Raw genomic sequence first — 18,300 nt, forward strand, 5'->3', positions numbered from 1 at the left:
CCAACATGGGCGAAGCGGATATCCCCCGCGGCGAAGTCCTTGTCTACGAGGCGCCCGACGGTGCCGCCCGGGTGGATGTGCGCCTGGAGCGGGACACGGTCTGGCTCCGGCAGGACCAGATGAGCCAACTGTTCGGGCGTGAGCGTTCGGTCATCACCAAGCACGTCCGCAACGTCTTCCGGGAGGGAGAACTCGACGTGGAAGCAGTATGTGCAAAATTTGCACATACTGCCGCCGACGGGAAGACGTACCAGGTCGACCACTTCAACCTGGACGTGATCATATCCGTCGGCTACCGGGTCAAGTCTGCCCAGGGAACGCGTTTCCGCCAATGGGCCACGCGCACGCTGCGCGACCACCTGGTGCAGGGCTACACCCTCAACCGCCAGCGCTTCGAGCACAACGCCCGCGAACTGGAAGCCTCACTGGCTTTGGTGCGCAAGGCCGCCGCCGGAGAGGCGTTGAGCACCGATCAGGGACGCGGGCTGGTCGATGTCATCGCCCGCTACACACTGACCTTCCTCCTCCTGCAGCGCTACGACGAGGGATTGGGGGTCGAGCCGAAGGGCATGGTCGGCGGCCTGCTGCCGCCAGTCGCCGAAGCGCGTGCCGCCATCGTGCGCCTCAAGCGGGATCTGCTCGCGCGCGGCGCGGCGACCGAACTCTTCGGACGGGAGCGCGAGGACGGGCTGGCTGCGCTGGCGCTGCTGGTGGCCGAATCGGCGCCGACGGACAAGGAGGTGATGATCCGGCTGGTGATGAACATGCTCGCGGAGCCGGTCACGTGAGCGGATTCACCGAATCCGTCGTCGAGCAGGCCGCGCTGGCGTGGCTTGAAAACGTCGGCTGGCGAGTTCGCAGTGGCGCCGGGATCGCCCCCGGCGAAGCCGCTGCCGAGCGCGACGACTACGGGCAGGTCGTCCTGGCCCTGCGCCTGCGCGATGCGCTCGCGCGGCTCAACCCGGCACTGCCGGCCGAAGCGCTGGACGATGCCTTCCGCAAGCTGGCGCGGCCTGAAGGCGTCGACCTCATCGTGCGCAACCGCGCGCTGCAGCGCCTGCTGGTTGATGGCGTTACGGTCGAGTACCGCGAAGCCGGCGGCAGCATCCGTGGCGCGCAGGCGCGGGTGATCGACTTCGCCGACCCGGCCGGCAACGACTGGCTGGCGGTGAACCAGTTCAGCGTCGTCGAGAACAAGCACTCGCGGCGGCCGGATGTGCTGCTGTTCGTGAATGGCCTGCCGCTGGCGGTGCTCGAACTGAAGAATCCTGCCGCCGAGGACGCCACGATCTGGAACGCCTTTCAGCAGCTCCAGACCTACCAGGCCGAGGTGCCGACGCTGTTCGCGCCGAATGCGCTGCTCGCCGTCTCCGACGGCGTCGAGGCGCGGGTCGGCACCCTCGGCGCCGGTCGCGAGTGGTTCAAGCCCTGGCGCACGATCGCGGGCGAGACCCTGGCCGATGCGCACCTGCCCGAGTTGCAGGTGGTGATCGCAGGCCTGTGCGCGCCGCGTCGTTTCCTCGATCTGCTGCGCGACTTCATCGTCTTCGAGGACGACGGCGGTCGCATCACCAAGAAGATGGCTGGCTACCACCAGTTTCACGCGGTGCAGGTCGCGGTCGGCGAAACGCTGCGCGCGGCGCAGCTGCAGCGGGGAGCGCAGCGGTTGCTGGCGGGACAGGGCCGCTACGAGGCCGGCCGCAAGCCGGGTGGCCAGCCCGGCGACCGCCGCGTGGGCGTGGTGTGGCACACGCAGGGCTCGGGCAAGAGCCTGACGATGGCGTTCTACGCCGGCCGAATCATCCGCGAGCCGGCGATGGAGAACCCGACACTGGTCGTGCTCACCGACCGCAACGACCTCGACGACCAGCTCTTCGGCACCTTCTCGCGCTGCCGCGACCTACTGCGCCAGCCGCCGGTGCAGGCCGGAAGTCGCGCGCACCTACGCGAGCTGCTCAGCGTGGCGGCAGGCGGGGTGGTGTTCACCACCATCCACAAGTTCTTCCCGGAGGAGAGAGGCGACCGCCACCCGATGCTCTGCGACCGGCGCAACATCGTCGTGATCGCCGACGAGGCGCACCGCAGCCAGTATGATTTCATCGACGGCTACGCGCGCCACATGCGCGACGCGCTGCCGCACGCCTCGTTCATCGGCTTCACCGGCACGCCGATCGAGCTGACCGACGCCAACACGCGCGCGGTGTTCGGCGACTACATCAGCATCTACGACATCCAGCGCGCCGTGCAGGACGGCGCCACGGTGCCGATCTATTACGAGAGCCGTCTGGCCAAGCTCGCGCTCGACGAGGCCGAGCGGCCGATGATCGACGCCGGCTTCGAGGAAGCGACCGAAGGCGAGGAGGTCGAGCGCAAGGAAAAGCTCAAGACCAAATGGGCGCAACTCGAGGCCGTGGTTGGCGCCGAGAGGCGGCTGGAACTGTTGGCCAAGGACATCGTCGAGCACTTCGAGAAGCGGCTCGAGGCGCTGGACGGCAAGGCGATGATTGTCTGCATGAGCCGGCGCATCTGCGTCGAGCTGTACCGCGAGATCGTCAGGCTGCGGCCGGATTGGGACGGCACCGACGACGAGCGCGGCGCGCTCAAGGTGGTGATGACCGGGTCGGCCTCCGACCCTGCGAACTGGCAGCCGCACATCCGCAGCAAGCCGCGGCGCGAGGCGCTGGCCAATCGCTTCCGCGACCCGACGGACCCGTTCAGGATTGTCCTCGTGCGCGACATGTGGCTCACCGGCTTCGACGCGCCGAGCCTGCACACCATGTACCTCGACAAGCCGATGCGTGGACACGGTCTGATGCAGGCGATCGCACGCGTGAACCGCGTGTTCAGGGACAAGCCCGGCGGGCTCGTGGTGGACTACCTCGGCCTCGCGCAGGAGCTGAAGGAAGCGCTGGCGACGTACACCGAGAGTGGCGGCAGCGGGCGCACGGCGCTGGACCAGGACGAAGCGGTGGCCGTGATGCTGGAGAAGTACGACGTCTGCTGCGGACTCTTCCACGGCTGCAACTGGTCGCACTGGACGACCGGCACGCCGCAGCAGCGGCTGGCCCTGCTGCCGCTCGCGCAGGAGCACATCCTGGCGCAGGAGAACGGCAAGGAGCGGTGTGTCGGTGCCGTGCGCGAGCTGTCGCAGGCTTTCGCGCTGGCGGTGCCGCACAGCGAGGCGCTGCGCATCCGCGACGACGTGGCGTTCTTCCAGACGGTACGGGCGGTTCTCGCCAAGCGCGCGCCCGGCGATTCACGGCCGGAAGAAGACATCGAGCACGCAGTGCGGCAGATCATCTCGCGCGCGGTGGCGCCGGAGGGCGTGATCGACGTCTTCGCCGCGGCAGGGCTCGCCAAGCCCGACATCTCGATTCTCTCCGAGGAGTTCCTGGCCGAAGTGCGCGGCATGTCGCAGCGCAACTTGGCGGTCGAATTGCTGGCGAAGCTGCTGCAGGGCGAACTGGCCGCGCGGCGGCGCAAGAACGTCATCCAGGCGCGCTCGTTCGCCCAGATGCTGGAGCAAACGATCCGCCGCTACCAGAATCGGGCGATCGAAGCGGCGCAGATCATCGAGGAGTTGATCGGGCTGGCCAAGGAGATGCGCGAGGCGCACGCACGCGGCAGCGCGCTGCGGCTCTCCGAGGACGAACTGGCCTTCTACGACGCGCTGGAAACCAACGACAGCGCGGTGAAGGTGCTCGGCGACGAAACGCTGCGGACGATCGCGCAGGAGCTGGTGAAAACCGTGCGCGCCAATGTGACCATCGACTGGACGCTGCGCGAGACTGTCCGCGCGCGATTGCGCGTGCTGGTGAAGCGGATTCTCAGGCGCTACGGTTATCCGCCGGACAAGCAGGAGAAGGCAACGGCAACCGTGCTGGAGCAGGCCGCTCTGCTCTCCGCGGAATGGGCGGCGGTGTGAGCGAAGCGTCCAGGAGTCAGAATATTGGCGGCGCGGCAGCAACCCACCAAAGAGGAAGGAGAAGATGATCGACGCCCGCCATTATCGTGCCGAGGACAAGCTGCGTGACGGCAGAAACGTGGTCATCCGTGCGATCACTCCCGAAGACAAGGCAGCCATGCTCGAGGCCTACCATGGTCTCGACCCGGCCACCCTGTACATGCGCTTCTTTGCCCCACGCCGCGAGCCGACGGCGAAGGAACTGCGCGAGTGGACCGAAGTCGATTTCGTATCGACCACCCGCCTGGTGGCATGCATCGCCGCCGATGACGGCAGCGAACGCATCATCGGCGGCGCTTCGAGCTTCAGGCTGGCAGCCGCTGAGGCCGCCAGCGCCGAGATCTCGTTCACCGTCGAGGAAGACTTCCAGGGCCAGGGCCTTGCCGGCAAGCTGCTGTGGCACCTGGCGCACATTGCGCGGGCGCAGGGAATCAGCTGCTTCATCGCCGAAATGCTGCCGGCGAACCAGGCGATGCTGGCGGTTTTTGAGCGCAGCGGTCTGCCGATGCAACGACGCCGCGTCGCTGGTGTCGTCCACGTCAGACTGGAACTGTGAACGCCGGGTCCTTGCCGGCAGCCGTGCGCTGGCCACCGCGGCAGCGGCCGGCAGGCCGCGACTCAGGATGATGCCAGGTGTTCGCCGCCGGCTTCGGCGAGCGGCGTCACGGTGACGGCCACCTCCAGATCGTGTGTCTCACCGCCCAGGATGACACCACGCAGTGGCGAGACATCGGCGAAGTCCCGCCCCCAGGCGAGGGTGATGTGCTGCGCGTCGGGCAACAGGTTGTTGGTCGGGTCGAAATCGACCCATCGCCCGCCCTCCAGTTCGGGGCAGTAGACCGAAACCCAGGCGTGCGAGGCGTCGGCTCCGACCATCCGTGGCTGGCCAGGTGGTGGATGGGTGAGCAGGTAGCCGCTGACGTAACGTGCGGCAAGACCCTGCGAGCGCAGGCAGGAGAGCATCAGGTGGGCGAAGTCCTGGCAGACGCCGCGCTTTTCCGCCAGCACCTCGAGAACCGGCGTCGCCACCGTCGTCGCTTCGGGATCGAACTCGAATTCATGGTAGATGCGGCTCATCAGGGCCTGCACCGCCTCCAGCACCGGGCGTCGGGGCGTGAAGCAGCTGCGCGCATAGGCGGCGAACTCGTGCTTCACGCGCACGTGCGGCGACTCGAACTGGTAGCACGCGGCGTCGAGCAGGACCGGCCGCACGCCGTAGGCCAGCGCATCACGCACGCTCTCCCAGGCCGGCGAGGCACTCAGGTAACCGGGCGCACGTGGCGAACCGGCTGCCGCGGCCGCCCTGGCACCGGCAAGCGCCGCTGCCGCTTCCCGCGGCAGGTGCGACGCCACCTCGACCGTGCTCTCGGCACGCACGTCGAGCGTGTCGTGCGGGAATTCGAGCGCGAGTTCGCGGACGAGATTGCCGAAGCAGTCGTGGCGCTCGCGCTCGGCGGTGGGCTGCGGCGAAACACCGATCCGGTGCTCGAGGCAGCGTTGCCAACCGCAATCGCGCGGCGTCAGGTGGAGCAGCTGGCGTGACAGGGATACCGGGCTCTCGTAGCGGTATCTGGTCTCGTGCAGGATGTGATAGCGGGCCGGCGGCGAGGTCACGATGATCAGGAAGCGAAGGTCTGCCGGCTGACATCGCCGACGTGACTGAAGAAGCGCATCTCCAGACGATCGGAGAGCGCCGCGGCAGCGAGCGATATGTCGCCGAGAAGCAGCGCCAAGTCGAGGCAGGGATCGCACACGCGACACTGGCTGAAGCTCAATCCCTCGAAGCGGCCGAGGTCGAAGCCCCGCAGCGCTGCGCGCGCCGAGCGCATGCTCTCTTCCGGCGGGCCGCCGAGCAGGCGGGTCAGGTTGTCGAGGTAGCGGACGAGGATCTGCAGCTGGAACGATACCGAATGCGGATTGCCCTCGTCGAAGACGATCAGGTCGATGGTTGGCAACACCTGCGGCTGCGTCATGTAGCGCGAACGGTAGGTGATGATGCTGTCGCTCAGCTCGAGCAACCACTCCAGACTGCCGGCAGCTCGCGTCGACTCGAGTCGCAGGAAGCCGGCGACCATGTTGGCAAGGAACATCAGCCGCTCGATCCGCCGGCCGATGATCAGGAAACGCCAGCCATCGTCGCGCGTCATGTTGTCCATCGCGAAACCGGCGAGCGACGACGAGGTGAGCAGCACCTCGTCGAGGAAGGCCAGCGCATCGCTCGGTGCCGGCGGCAGCGCCTTGCCAGCGGTGCTGTAATGCTGCAACCTCTGCTGCAGCCGATTGATCGCATGCCAGTTGTCGAGCGAGAAGCGCTCGCGCACCTGCGTCGCCACCCAGAGCAGGCGGCGGATGTCACCGGCCAGACCCTCGCCCCACTCCTTGCCGCAGACGGCGCGCAGCAGTTCGGCTTCGCGCGATGGCGGCGCTTCGGTCGTGTCGACCTTGCCACTTTCCTGTTCGGCGGCCGGCAGCACCTGCAGGATGCGGGCGAGATCGCAGACGGCGCCGAGCGCGTTCTGCGCGTCGCCACCGGCATCGATCAGCCGCGCCAGGGCAACGCGCAGCACACGGGAGGTCTTGTCGCAGCGTTCGGCATAACGTCCGAACCAGTAGAGACTCTCGACGACGCGCGACGACAGGTTGCGCCCGCCACGGACGAGGTCCGCCTTGCCGACCGAGTGCTTGAGCAGGCTGAAGGTATTGACCGCCTGCTCCGTGAGCACCCACGTGTCCTTGCTCGAGCCGCCGCGCTGCATCGAGATGATGCGCGCGTTGGAGACCGCGGCGACGCGCGTCAGGCCGCCCGGCATGACGACGTGGCCGGCCGGCGTCGCCGCGACGAAGACGCGCAGGCCAACTCCGCGCGGCAGCAGCGCGCGCTCGTGACGCTCGTGCCACGCCGGCGCCTGCGAGAAGTTGACGAGTTCCTGGGCGACATAGGCCTGCGGTCTGGCGCGCAGGCGGGCGATCATCTCCTGCCGCTGGCTGCCCCTCAGTTCGTTGCCAAAGAGCGGGTCGAAGCGCTGTGAGGGATAGGATCCCTTGATCACCAGATCGTCGAGGTGCTCGATGGTGAATTCGAGGGCTGCCCGTTCGCCGCACCACCAGGTGGCAACCGAAGGCATCAGCAGCTTCTCGCCGAGCAGCTTCTCGCTGATCGCCGGCAGGAAGCCGGGCAGCGCCGGCGATTCGAGCAGGCCGCTGCCGAGCGCATTGGCAACCAGCACGTTGCCGGCGCGCACCGCCTGCATCAGTCCGGGGATGCCCAGGGCCGAGTCGCTGCGCAACTCGAGCGGATCGCAGAAATCGTCATCGAGACGCCGCAGGATGGCATGGACGCGGCGCAGGCCGCTGAGCGTGCGCAGGTACACGCGCTCGCCGCGCACCGTCAGATCGTGCCCCTCGACCAGCGGGAAGCCGAGGTAACGCGCCAGGTAAGCGTGTTCGAAGTAGGTCTCGTTGTACGGTCCCGGCGTCAGGAGGACGACCAGCGCCGTCTCGCCGCTGGTTGGCGCCCAGTAGGCCAGGCTGTCCTGCAGGTCACGGAAGAACGACGCGAGATGCTGCACGTGCAGGTCGCGGAACTGCTCGGGAAACACCCGGCCGACGATCGTCCGGTTCTCGAGGGCATAGCCGGCGCCCGAAGGCGCCTGCGTGCGATCGGCGATCACCCACCAGCGACCGTCCGGCGAGCGCGCCAGATCGGCGGCGTAGAGGTGCAGGTGAATCTCCCCCGGCAGCCGCAGCCCGCGGCAGGGCCAGAGATAGTTCTTGTGCCCGAAGATCAGTGCCGGCGGCAGGCTGCCGTCATGGAGCAGGGTCTGCGGGCCATACAGATCCTGCAGCACGGCATTCAGCAGGCGTGCCCGCTGGGTGACCGCGGCCGAGAGCTGCCGCCACTCGCCGGGTGAGAGGATCAGCGGCAGCGGATCGAGTTCCCAGGGACGATCGGCGCCCTTGGGATCGGCGTAGACGTTGTAGGTGACGCCGTTCTCGAGAATGCGCCGCCGCACGTAGTCGAGCCGATGGCGCATCTGCTCCGGCGTTGCCGCATCGAGCTGGGTGACGAAAGACTGCCACGACGGCCGCACGCTGCCGTCGTCGGCGAGCATTTCGTCGAAGCGGTCGGCCTTCTTCGGGTAGAACGAAACGAGCGATGGCGGCATGCAAACGAGACGCGGCGACGACGCCGCGCCAGGGATGATCAGGATCGCCGCAAGTCTAGCGTAAACGGAAAGCCGACATTCGCCGGAACCGGCTGCAGGTCGATCGCGCCGGGCGTGTGACCGAAGGGGATGAAGCGCGCCAGGCGGCGACCTTCGGCCTCATTGGCGTTGACCGGATAGCGATCGGGATTGCGTCCGCCAGGGTGCTCGACGTGGTACTGGCAGCCGGCGAGCGAGCGCTTCATCCAGGTGTCGACGAGGTCGAAGATCAGCGGCGCATGCACTCCGATCGTCGGATGCAACGCCGACGGCGGATTCCACGCGCGGTAGCGCACGCCGGCAACGAATTCGCCAACCCGGCCGGTCGAGCGCATCGGCAATGCCTGGCCATTGCAGCTGACGACATAGCGATCGCCGGCCATTCCCGTGACCTTGACCTGCAGGCGTTCGAGCGACGAGTCGACGTAACGCGCGGTGCCGCCGATGCTGCCCTCTTCACCCATGACATGCCAAGGCTCGAGTGCGTGCCGCAACTCGAGTTCGATGCCGAGGGCGCTGATCCTGCCATGCAGCGGGAAGCGGAACTCGAAGTGCGGTGCAAACCACTCGTCCTGCAACGCGTAGCCGGCGGCGCGCATCTCGGCGAGGACATCGGCGAAGTCCTGCTGGACGAAATGCGGCAGCATGAAGCGGTCGTGCAGTTCGGTGCCCCAGCGCACCAGCCGATCCGGGGCGTAAGGCGAGCGCCAGAAGCGGGCGATCAGGGCGCGCAACAGCAACTGTTGGGCAAGCGACATGCGTGCATGCGGCGGCATCTCGAAGGCGCGCATCTCGAGCAGTCCGAGACGGCCATTCGGTCCGTCGGGCGAATACAGCTTGTCGATGCAGAACTCGGCGCGATGCGTGTTGCCGGTCGAGTCGATCAGCAGATTGCGCAGGACGCGGTCGACGACCCACGGCGCGACACACTCGCCATCGCCACCGCCAGCCGGAAACTGGCTGAAGGCGATCTCGAGTTCATAGACCGAGTCGTTGCGCGCCTCGTCCACCCGCGGCGACTGGCTGGTCGGCCCGATGAACAGGCCGGAGAAAAGGTACGACAGCGACGGATGATTGTGCCAGTAGCTGATCAGGCTGCGCAGCAGGTCAGGGCGGCGAAGGAATGGCGAGTCGAGCACCTGCGCACCGCCGAAGACGAAGTGGTTGCCGCCGCCGGTGCCGGTGTGCCGCCCGTCGAGCATGAATTTCTCGGTACACAGGCGGGACAGGCGCGCCGCTTCGTAGAGGTGCGTCGTCCGCTCGACGAGTTCGGGCCAGCTCGCTGAAGGCTGGATATTGACCTCGATCACGCCCGGGTCGGGAGTGACGCGGAAACTGGCCAGACGGGGATCGGGCGGCGGTTCGTAACCTTCGATGATGATCGGCGTCGCGAGTGCCTCAGCGGTCGCCTCAAGCGCAGCGACGAGTTCGAGATAGTCGTCGAGCGCCTCGGTCGGCGGCATGAACAGGTGGAGCACGCCATGACGGGCCTGCGCCGAGAGTGCGGTACGGACGACGTCCGCCGCCGCGTCCTGACGCCACGTGCCCGCTTGCACGCTGGCAGCATGCCCGATTGCCTCGGAGACATGCTGCAGTTCGCGCTCGCCGAAGCGATCGCCACTGATCGCCGCCTCTTCGGCAGCGAAGCCTGCGCTGTGGCTGACGGCGAACTGGGCGCGGATCTCGGCATGCTCGCGCAGCGGTGGAAAGGCCTGTGTCGGATCGGGCGTGTGGATGTAAGGATAGTGCTCCTTGCGCACCCACGGCTGCGAATCGAGTGGCAGACGGTAGCCGATCGGCGAGTCACCAGGGATCAGATAGCAGCGACCGCCGCGCAGGAACCATGGTCCGCTCTGCCAGCCACCTGTCGGCACGCGCCTGATCGGCAGCACATGGCCGACGACGTGGTCGAGCCCCTGGCGGAAGACGCGCAGCAGGCGCTCGCGTTCGAGTGGATCGTCGAGCCGGGAATCGAGCGGGTCGACGTTTGCCGGCAACCGGTGTTCGCGCCAGAGGTAGTAGTAGACGTCCTCGTAGGCGGCAAACACGTGTTGCCGATCGATCCGCAGCCGCTCGGCAAGGGCTTCCAGAAAGCGACCGGCGAGAGCCGCGTCTGCGCCGTGGTCGCGACCTTCGTCGGCGTAGAGCGCCGGGTCGTTCCATATCGGCTGACCGTCACGCCGCCAGTAGCAGTTCAGCGACCAGCGTGGCAACTGCTCGCCCGGATACCACTTGCCCTGACCGAAATGCTGCAGGCCATGTGGCGCATACTTCTCGCGCAGACGCTGGTAGACCTCCGCCGCGCGCAGTCGCTTGCTCGGTCCGAGGGCGTCGGTGTTCCACTCGGCACCGTCGTGATCGTCGATCGAGACGAAAGTCGGTTCGCCGCCCATCGTCAGGCGAACGTCGCCGCTCGCGAGCTCGGCATCGATCCGCTCACCCAGCTGGTCGATCGCCCGCCACTGCCCGTCGCTGTAGGGAAGCGTCACGCGTGGCGCTTGCCAGCAGCGCTCGATCCGCATGTGGTGCTCGAATTCACATTCGCATTCTTCGCTGAAGCCGGTTATCGGTGCGGCCGAAGACGGCTGCGGCGAGCAGGCGAGCGGTATGTGTCCCTCGCCGGCGAACAGGCCCGAGGTTGGGTCGAGGCCGATCCAGCCGGCGCCGGGGAGGTAAACCTCGCACCAGGCGTGCAGATCGGTGAAATCACGATCGGTTCCCGAAGGACCGTCGAGCGACTTCACATCGGGCACGAGCTGGATCAGGTAACCGGAGACGAAACGCGCAGCCAGCCCGAGATGGCGCAGCAACTGCACCAGCAACCAAGCTGAATCCCGACACGAGCCGCGACCGAGCGCCAGCGTCTCTTCCGGCGTCTGCACGCCGGGTTCGAGACGGATGACGTAGCTGACGGCGCGCTGGATCTGTCGATTGAGGTCGACGAGAAAGTCGACGCTGCCGCGCGGCGCCCGCGGAACGCTCGCCAGCAGTTCGCCGAACAGTGGTGTCAGCGGCAAGCAGTGCAGGTAGGGCTCGAGTTCCTCCTGCTGCCATTCCTCGTAGGCGAAGGGAAAGGTCGCCGCATAGGGCTCGGGAAAGAAGTCGAAGGGGTTGATCACGGACATGCTGGCGACCAGATCGACCTCTACGCAGAACTCGCGCGTCTTCTCCGGAAAGACGAGGCGCGCCAGGTAATTTGCCTGCGGATCCTGCTGCCAGTTGATGAAGTGCTGCGCTGGAGTGATCTTCAGCGAATAGCTGAGGATCGGCGTTCGCGAATGCGGCGCGGGGCGCAGGCGGACGACCTGTGGCGAGAGCGAGACCGGGCGGTCATAGCGGTAGCGCGTCAGATGGTTGAGGGCGACATGGATGGACACGTTCGGCTCCGGGGGTGGTTGACTGGCTTGCTGTTGCAGGATGAGGCGCTGTCGGCTCAGAGCTGCAACTGTCTGAGCAGGTCGGTCTCGAGCCTGACGCGACTGGCGCTCTGTTCGAGATGGCCGCCACTGATCAGGAAGGTATCCTCGACGCGTTCGCCGAGGGTGGCGATCTTTGCCGTGTGCAGGCTGGCGCCGTGCCCGGCGAGTTCCCTGGCGACGATGAACAGCAGGCCCGGCCGGTCGGCGGCGACCACCGTGAGGACGAAGAGCCGGCCGCTGTCGTCGGCTTCGAGGCTGATCACCGGCCTGATGCTGACCTGTGGCTGCAGCGGGAAGTACCTCACCTGCCGCGGCATGCGCCCGTTCGCCGGCGCCTCGGGCGGCAGGCGGTGGGCCAGCCGGTCGCCGAGTTCGTGTTCGATGTAGCTGATCATCGCCCGGTCGCAGTCGCGGTCGCTGACGTCGAGCAGGACGAAGGTGTCGAGGGCATAGGCATGCGCGCTGGTGTGGATGCGGGCATCGACGATATTGTAGCCGGCACGGCTGAAGAAACCGACCATGTGCAAGAAGAGCTCCGCCTCGTCGTGCGTGTAGACCATCACCTGGATGCCGGCACCGAGCGGATTGAGACGGGCGCGGACGACCGGCTGGACACTGTCGACACGGTCGTACAGGGCAGATGCATGCCAAGCGATCTCCTCGGGCGACTGGCGCAGGAAATAAACCGTATCGAGCTGTTGCCACAGCCTTTCCTGCGCTCCCTCGGGCAGCGCCAGGTAACGCATCAGGCGCATTGCCTCGCTTTGCCGCTGGGCGATCACACCGCGGCTCATCAGGGTCTCGCCGTTCGACAGCAGACTGCGCCGGGTGGTGTCGAACAACTGTTCGAGCAGTTGCGCCTTCCAGCTGTTCCACACCTTTGGACTGGTACCACGGATATCGGCGACCGTCAACAGGTAGAGGGCGATCAGGTGTCGCTCGTCACCGACGACGGCGGCAAATGCCGCCACGACGGCCGGATCGGCGACGTCCTGTTTCTGCGCCACGCGCGACATCAGCAGGTGGTGGCGGACGAGCCAGACGATCAGTTCGGCATCCTCGGCCGCGAGACCATGCTCGTCGCAGAACTCGCGCGCGTCGATGGCACCGAGTTCCGAATGGTCACCACCGCGCCCCTTGGCGATGTCGTGAAACAGCGCGGCGATGTAGAGCAGCCAGGGCCTGCCGAGGTCGCTGATCAGGCGGCTGCACAGCGGATACTCGTGCGCGAAGTCGTCCATCGTGAAGCGGCGCAGGTTGCGCAGGACCTGCAGGCTGTGCTGGTCGACCGTGTAGACGTGAAACAGGTCGTGCTGCATCTGGCCGACGATGCGCCCGAAGCACGGCAGGTAGCGGCCAAGGACACCGAACCGGTTCATCAGGCGAAACACCTGGACGAGCCCCCGTTCGTGCTGCAGGATCTGCAGGAAGAGCGAACGGTTCTCCGGCCGCTGGCGGAAATCATCGTCCACCAGCTTGCGCGCCCGCCAGAGCGCCCGCTGCGCCCGCGCGCTCATGCCCTTGAGCTCGGGATGCCCCTGCAGCAGCAGGAAGGCCTCGAGGATCGCCGATGGCTCGTCGACGAAGACCTCTTCGTGGACGACATCGAGGAACTCGTGCAGGTTCTGGAAACGCTCGTTGATCGCCAGCGGTGGCTCGTCCGGCGGTGGCAAGAGGGTCGCCGCCAGGTTCTGCAGCAGGATGCCGCAAACCTGCGTGACCGTCTTCGCCCGCCGGTAGTAGCGCTGCATCAGTTGCTCGCTCGGAAGCTGCGTCGCGCTGCCGGTGCAACCCAACTTCTCGGCCAGGGCAATCTGGTATTCGAAGAGCAGGCGGTCTTCGCGACGTCCGGCATGCAGGTGGAGCCGTGTCCGCAGATGACGCAGGAAGTCTTCGCACTCAACCAGCAAACTGGCCTCGTCCGCGGTGATGAAGCCACCGTGCACGAGGTCGTGCCAGGACTCGCCGAAACCGGCAGCCTTGGCGACCCACAGGACGAGCTGCAGGTCACGCAGCCCACCCGGCCCATCCTTGCAGTTCGCCTCGAGACTGTTCGGCGTATCGCTGAAGCGGCGGTGGCGGTCTTCCTGCTCGATCCGCTTCGTCTGCAGGAAGACGCCCGCGTCGATGCTGTCGGCAAGGATCGAGCGGAAGCCGGCGAACAGCCGCTGGTCGCCGATGAGCAGTCGGGATTCGATCATCGCCGTCTGCACGGTGGCGTCGCCGGCGGCCTCTTCCAGGCATTGCTCGACGGTGCGCACGCTGTGCCCGGTCTCCAGTCCGATGTCCCAAAGCAGGCAGACCAGCCGTTCGAGACGCTCGGCCAGCGGCCCATCGGCCTCTGCCGGCAGCAGCACGAGGAGGTCGATGTCCGACGCCGGGTAGAGCTCGCCACGGCCATAGCCACCGACCGCGACGAGGGCGAGCGATGCCGGTACAGCCAGCGCTTCCCAGGCATCGCGCAACACCGCGTCGGTCAGCCGGCAGCGGTCGCGCAGGAGGATCGCGGCATCGGCGGTGGCGGCGAAGGACTCCTCGATGGCCTTTTGCCCGTCCAGCAGCCTGGCCTTGAGGTCGGCGACGAGCGTCTTCCGCGCTGGCGTCTGCCCGCTCATCGTCGGGTGACGAGGGGCGCGAGCCGCCTGGAAGACCAGGCGGACGACAGCAGTCCGGACCACAGCCAGTGGCGCGACCACCACGACCAGCTTTCGAGACCACCCCGCAGCATGCGCCAGGGCCACAACACCGCCGCCTGCGGGCGCCAGCGCTCGAGCTCGAGCAGTTCCTGCAGCGCCGCGAGGGACGCACCCCAGTAGGCGGACGAATCCGTCTCGCCGACCACTTCCTCGGCGCGCAAGATCGCTGCGCGCCACAGGACCTCGGCGCGCGCTTCGCTGACTCGTGCCCGGCTGGCCAGCCAGGGAAGAAGCATCGGTGTTCTCATCGGTGTTGCTCCACTCTGCGTTTGGCCCGGCGCTACACGCCGGGAGACGAAAATCCGGCGGCCACGCGGTGCCAGGCCTGACCTGCCGACTGGCGCGACCGGGGTCTTGGCCCTCTTGTCAAGCAAGATCCATGCGAGCACCGATCGCAACGCGGCGTGCACTTGCCGTTCGTCGGTCCGGCGAGGCTGCCGCCGCTCCGCCGCCCGAGTCGTCGGTGGCCCGCCGGGTTGCCGGAAGACGCCCTGCTGCGGCCGAGGGCACGGTGGCCGGGAGCTTCGACCAGCAATCGCAAGGACCCTCCTGGTCGGGGGCATGGCGGCACAAAGACGGTGCGTCGACCCGCCATGGGGCCCCAGGACTGGGCATTGGCCGGCGACAAGAGCGGCTCGCCCGCTGCCGGCAACGGCAGCCCTGCTGCAACGAACGGTTTGCGGTCCGCGAACCACGGCGGTCCTTCCTCCTGTCCAACAGGGCCGGGGCACCGGTGATTCGCTCTTGAGTTCACAGCGACCAGCCGGTCACGGCGCAGGGCGCTCCTGCCGCAACGCAAGAGGCGCTTGGGCGTCTGCGGTTGCGATCAGGTACGCGTCTTGCTTTGCTGTTGGGTGTGGCAGCGCCGCGGCGGCCAGCCATGCCTGCAAGCACGATGCGCTCCGCTGGCAGCTGACCGGTGGCACGATGCCGGAGCGTCGCCGCGCCACGGGGTCCCTGGAATGGACATTGGCTCGTGCCGAACGCTGCATGCCAGGAGTGAGCGACGAGGTTCTTCAAGACTCGGGAGGAACGACATGGGAAGCGGGATACCGGTAGCGATCTTCAAGGTGGATGCCGAGCCGGCGGTCGAACTGCCGCTGCTGCGCTCGACGCAGGGCAGCACCTGCCTGGACATTCGCAGTCTCGGCGCCACCAGCGGCTGCTTCGCGTACGATTCCGGCTACGGCTCGACTGCCTGTTGCCGGTCGAGGATCAGCACGGTCGACGCCGAGAGCGGCGACGTTCTCTATCGTGGCTACCCGGTCGAGCAACTGGCCGAGCAGTGTGACTACCTCGAGGTCGCCTACCTGTTGCGCAGCGGCGAGCTGCCCGACTTGCGGCAACGTGCCTCCTTCGCTGCGGCGATCGGGCGTCAGGCGGCGCTGCACGAGCAGATGGTGAAGCTCTATGAGGGCTTTCGCCGCGACGCCCGGCCGATGGCGGTGATGGTCGGTGTCGTCGGCGCCCTGTCGGCATTCGATCACGCCGCCGGCGAGTTCAACGCGCCCGAGCAGCGACAGCTTCGCTTCGAGCAGGTCATCGCCCGGCTGCCGACCATCGTCGCCATGGCCTACAAGTATTCGATCGGACAGCCGTTCATGAAGCCGCGCCGGGACCTTTCCTACGCTGCGAACTTCCTCTACATGCTGTTCGCGACGCCGCGCGAGGAGTACGTCCCCAATCCCGTGCTCGTCCGCGCCGTCGACCGGATGCTGACGCTGCACGCCGACTGTGGACTGGATGCCGCGAGTGCGACGGTGCGCATGGCCGGTTCGTCGGGGGCCAACCCCTACGCCTGCCTGTCGGCAGGGATCGCCTGTCTGTCGGGAAAGGCACTTGGCGGATCCGGCGAAGCGTGCCTGGCGATGCTCGCCGGCATCGGTGACGCCGCCCGCGCCGGCGAGCTCGTCGCGCGGGCGCGCGAATTGCCCGCAGGCGCACGATTGCCCGGCTTCGGCGGCGGCGTTTGCGGAGCGGAGGACCCGCGCCTGCCGGTGATGCGCGAGACCTGCCACGAAGTCCTGCGGGAGACCGGTCTGGCGGACGGTCGTTTCGGCAGGCTGGTGCGGGCGATCGAAGGTGTCGCACTCGAGGATCGCGTTCTTGCCGAGCGCAGGCTGCAGCCGGACACGGAGTTCTACTGCACGGTCGCGCAGCATGCACTCGGAGTTCCGTCATCGATGTTCGCCTGCACCCAGGCGATGGCACGGGCTGCAGGCTGGATGGCGCATTGGGAAGAGATGCTGACCGATCCGGAGTACCGCATCGCGCGTCCACGACAGCTCTACACCGGACCGTTGCGGCGGCCGCTGGCGGCGTCGCCGGCAGGCTGAACGCGTCGGCAGCGGCGGCGGCAGCCGCCCGCGTCGCCGGCAGCGAGACGACAATCGGCGGCTGCGCCAGCGGAGAAGCATCGTGGCCTGCCGGCTGACCGCTCGTTGACCGGGTGCAATCGGAAGTGCGACTGACGCCGGGGCGAGGTGGTTGGCGGTGGCATTCGGCACTAGACAATTGGGCGGAGGTGGGGTAAATAGTGATGGGTTACTTCACCTTGGAGCGAGACCCATGACAGAAAGGTGGTCGGAAATGGAGGGGCGACTCAAGCCGAGTCGGGGTTTGGAAGAGCGGTTTAGAGATCATCCCGAGCTCCAAGCCAAGATCGAGTCGTTGCTGGCGGTGGTCGAGAATGCGGCCGGCGATGTTGAGAAGGCGGCGGAGGCGGAGCGGCGGGTGACGGAGGAATTGCGGCAGTTGGGCAACGAAGCGTTGCACGGCTGGGCGCGACGGCAAGCGCAGCGGAAGGAAGAAGAGGTGGCGCAACAACCGGGCGTGCAGCGGAAGGAAAAAAAACGTCTATTGGCAGACCCGGTACGGACAGATCGAAGTAGCGGAGCAGGTCTTCCGGCAAGGGACGCGCGGGCCGGAGATCCGGCCATTCACGCGTTCGGCGGAGGTGGTCTGCCGGGGCTGCTCGGAGCCGCTGCAGCGAGCGATCGTTGATTTCGGGGCGGACGCGCCCGCGGCGCGCATTCCGCAGAAGCTGAAAGAGCACTACGGTATCGAGGTGTCCGCCAGTACGTGCTGGCCGATCGTCTTGCGGCATGCCGCGACGATCGACGAGCGCCCGAAAGCGGCGGCAAAAATCCCGGCACGAGACGGCGTAGAGCAGTTGATCGGCGAGATCGATGGGAGCATGATTCCCGTCGTGGAGACGGCCGAATCGGACGACCAGAGCGCGAAAGTGGACCGCCGCAAGACCCGCCGGGTGGGCTGGAGGGAAGCGCGTTTGAGTCTGGTCCATGCGCCGGGCTCCGTCACCCCGGTGTTCGGCGCCACCGTGGGCCCGCCCGACCAGGTCGGAGAGACGCTGTTGCGCACGGCGGTTCAGGCCGGACTGGGGCGTAAGACCAAGGTCCATGCGGTCAGCGACGGCGCCGCATGGATTGCGGATCAGGTGAGTGAGCAATTCGGACTGCAAGGCCACTTTCTCGTCGATTTCTACCATGTCTGTGACTACCTGACGGCCGCAGGGGACACGATCGCCGGCACGGCGGCGAGGGCTTGGCTGGAAACGCAGAAGGATCGGCTGAAACAGAACCGCCTCCAGGACGTCGTCGAGGAACTGCAGCGATTCGTCGAGGACGACACCGTTCCCGATGCCAACGCCCCGGTGCGCGCGGCGCATCGCTATCTCACCAATCGCCCGGGACAGTTCAACTATCAAGACGCGCTCGTGGCCGGGCTGCCAATAGGGTCCGGCGAAATCGAAAGCGCACACCGTTACGTCATCCAGGACCGTCTCAAGCGGGCCGGCGCTTGGTGGAAACTGAAAAACGCCAAGCACATGCTGGCGCTGCGTGTCTGCCGCGCCAACCAGGAGTGGGACCGCTATTGGCAGTCCACACGTCAACAGGCCGCCTGATCCACAGTCGCACTTCCGATTGCACCCTCGTTGACCAGCAGACCGCTCCCGGCGCATAATCCGTGACAGTTGCAGGGTGTCCGTTGCGTCG

11 protein-coding genes are annotated in these 18,300 nt (G+C 67.0%); 6 read left to right on the top strand and 5 right to left on the bottom strand.

Translation table 11 applies throughout. The features are described from left to right. The first annotated feature begins 5 nt into the window (after positions 1-5). The 3 genes from V5B60_RS05130 to V5B60_RS05140 all read left to right on the top strand — a co-directional run bounded on the left by V5B60_RS05130 (position 6) and on the right by V5B60_RS05140 (position 4,520). A complete protein-coding gene (locus V5B60_RS05130; protein WP_332350424.1) occupies positions 6-788 on the top strand; it encodes a virulence RhuM family protein in 783 nt (260 codons plus the stop codon). Next, the gene (locus V5B60_RS05135) at positions 785-3,925 is read left to right on the top strand and encodes a type I restriction endonuclease subunit R (RefSeq protein WP_332345944.1); all 3,141 of its coding nucleotides are present in this window, start codon (positions 785-787) and stop codon (positions 3,923-3,925) included. The genes V5B60_RS05130 and V5B60_RS05135 overlap by 4 nt, the downstream gene beginning before the upstream one ends. Positions 3,926-3,989: 64 nt before the next feature. After that, positions 3,990-4,520 (top strand): GNAT family N-acetyltransferase, encoded by a 531-nt coding sequence (locus V5B60_RS05140; RefSeq protein WP_332345945.1) that lies wholly within the window; start codon positions 3,990-3,992, stop codon positions 4,518-4,520. Between the two features lie 62 nt (positions 4,521-4,582). Here the strand turns inward: V5B60_RS05140 and V5B60_RS05145 are convergent, their stop codons facing one another. Genes V5B60_RS05145 through V5B60_RS05165 form a run of 5 tightly spaced genes read right to left on the bottom strand, consistent with a single transcriptional unit; the run spans position 4,583 to position 14,532 of the window. Beyond that, a complete protein-coding gene (locus tag V5B60_RS05145; RefSeq protein WP_332345946.1) occupies positions 4,583-5,578 on the bottom strand; it encodes a transglutaminase family protein in 996 nt (331 codons plus the stop codon). Positions 5,579-5,583: 5 nt separating this feature from the next. Continuing rightward, positions 5,584-8,130, bottom strand: coding sequence for a circularly permuted type 2 ATP-grasp protein (locus V5B60_RS05150; RefSeq protein WP_332345947.1), 2,547 nt, complete (start codon positions 8,128-8,130; stop codon positions 5,584-5,586). A 38-nt stretch (positions 8,131-8,168) separates the two neighbouring features. Continuing rightward, positions 8,169-11,546 carry a DUF2126 domain-containing protein gene (locus V5B60_RS05155; protein ID WP_332345948.1) on the bottom strand — a complete coding sequence of 1,126 codons (3,378 nt, stop codon included), beginning with the start codon at positions 11,544-11,546 and terminating at the stop codon, positions 8,169-8,171. A 56-nt stretch (positions 11,547-11,602) separates the two neighbouring features. Beyond that, a complete protein-coding gene (locus tag V5B60_RS05160; protein ID WP_332345949.1) occupies positions 11,603-14,203 on the bottom strand; it encodes a [protein-PII] uridylyltransferase in 2,601 nt (866 codons plus the stop codon). Next, the gene (locus V5B60_RS05165) at positions 14,200-14,532 is read right to left on the bottom strand and encodes a hypothetical protein (RefSeq protein ID WP_332345950.1); all 333 of its coding nucleotides are present in this window, start codon (positions 14,530-14,532) and stop codon (positions 14,200-14,202) included. Before V5B60_RS05165 ends, V5B60_RS05160 begins: the two co-directional genes overlap by 4 nt. A gap of 789 nt (positions 14,533-15,321) precedes the next feature. Here V5B60_RS05165 and gltA point away from each other — a divergent pair. From gltA to V5B60_RS05180, 3 genes are all read left to right on the top strand, one after another. Next, the gene (gene gltA, locus V5B60_RS05170) at positions 15,322-16,620 is read left to right on the top strand and encodes a citrate synthase (RefSeq protein ID WP_332345951.1); all 1,299 of its coding nucleotides are present in this window, start codon (positions 15,322-15,324) and stop codon (positions 16,618-16,620) included. Between the two features lie 232 nt (positions 16,621-16,852). Beyond that, positions 16,853-17,287: a hypothetical protein gene (locus V5B60_RS05175; protein WP_332345299.1), complete on the top strand. Its 435-nt coding sequence runs from the start codon at positions 16,853-16,855 to the stop codon at positions 17,285-17,287. Then, positions 17,241-18,209, top strand: coding sequence for an ISKra4 family transposase (locus V5B60_RS05180; protein WP_332345952.1), 969 nt, complete (start codon positions 17,241-17,243; stop codon positions 18,207-18,209). The genes V5B60_RS05175 and V5B60_RS05180 overlap by 47 nt, the downstream gene beginning before the upstream one ends. Positions 18,210-18,300: the final 91 nt, after the last annotated feature.

The organism is Accumulibacter sp., from assembly GCF_036625195.1.
Classification (GTDB): Bacteria; Pseudomonadota; Gammaproteobacteria; order Burkholderiales; family Rhodocyclaceae; genus Accumulibacter.

Excerpts from the sequence above, each read along its gene's own strand:
- V5B60_RS05130 (WP_332350424.1), top strand. The coding sequence starts at position 6 with ATGGGCGAAGCGGATATCCCCCGCGGCGAAGTCCTTGTCTACGAGGCG.
- V5B60_RS05140 (WP_332345945.1), top strand. The coding sequence starts at position 3,990 with ATGATCGACGCCCGCCATTATCGTGCCGAGGACAAGCTGCGTGACGGC.
- V5B60_RS05150 (WP_332345947.1), bottom strand. The coding sequence starts at position 8,130 with ATGCCGCCATCGCTCGTTTCGTTCTACCCGAAGAAGGCCGACCGCTTC.
- V5B60_RS05160 (WP_332345949.1), bottom strand. The coding sequence starts at position 14,203 with ATGAGCGGGCAGACGCCAGCGCGGAAGACGCTCGTCGCCGACCTCAAG.
- V5B60_RS05165 (WP_332345950.1), bottom strand. The coding sequence starts at position 14,532 with ATGAGAACACCGATGCTTCTTCCCTGGCTGGCCAGCCGGGCACGAGTC.
- gltA (WP_332345951.1), top strand. The coding sequence starts at position 15,322 with ATGGGAAGCGGGATACCGGTAGCGATCTTCAAGGTGGATGCCGAGCCG.
- V5B60_RS05175 (WP_332345299.1), top strand. The coding sequence starts at position 16,853 with ATGACAGAAAGGTGGTCGGAAATGGAGGGGCGACTCAAGCCGAGTCGG.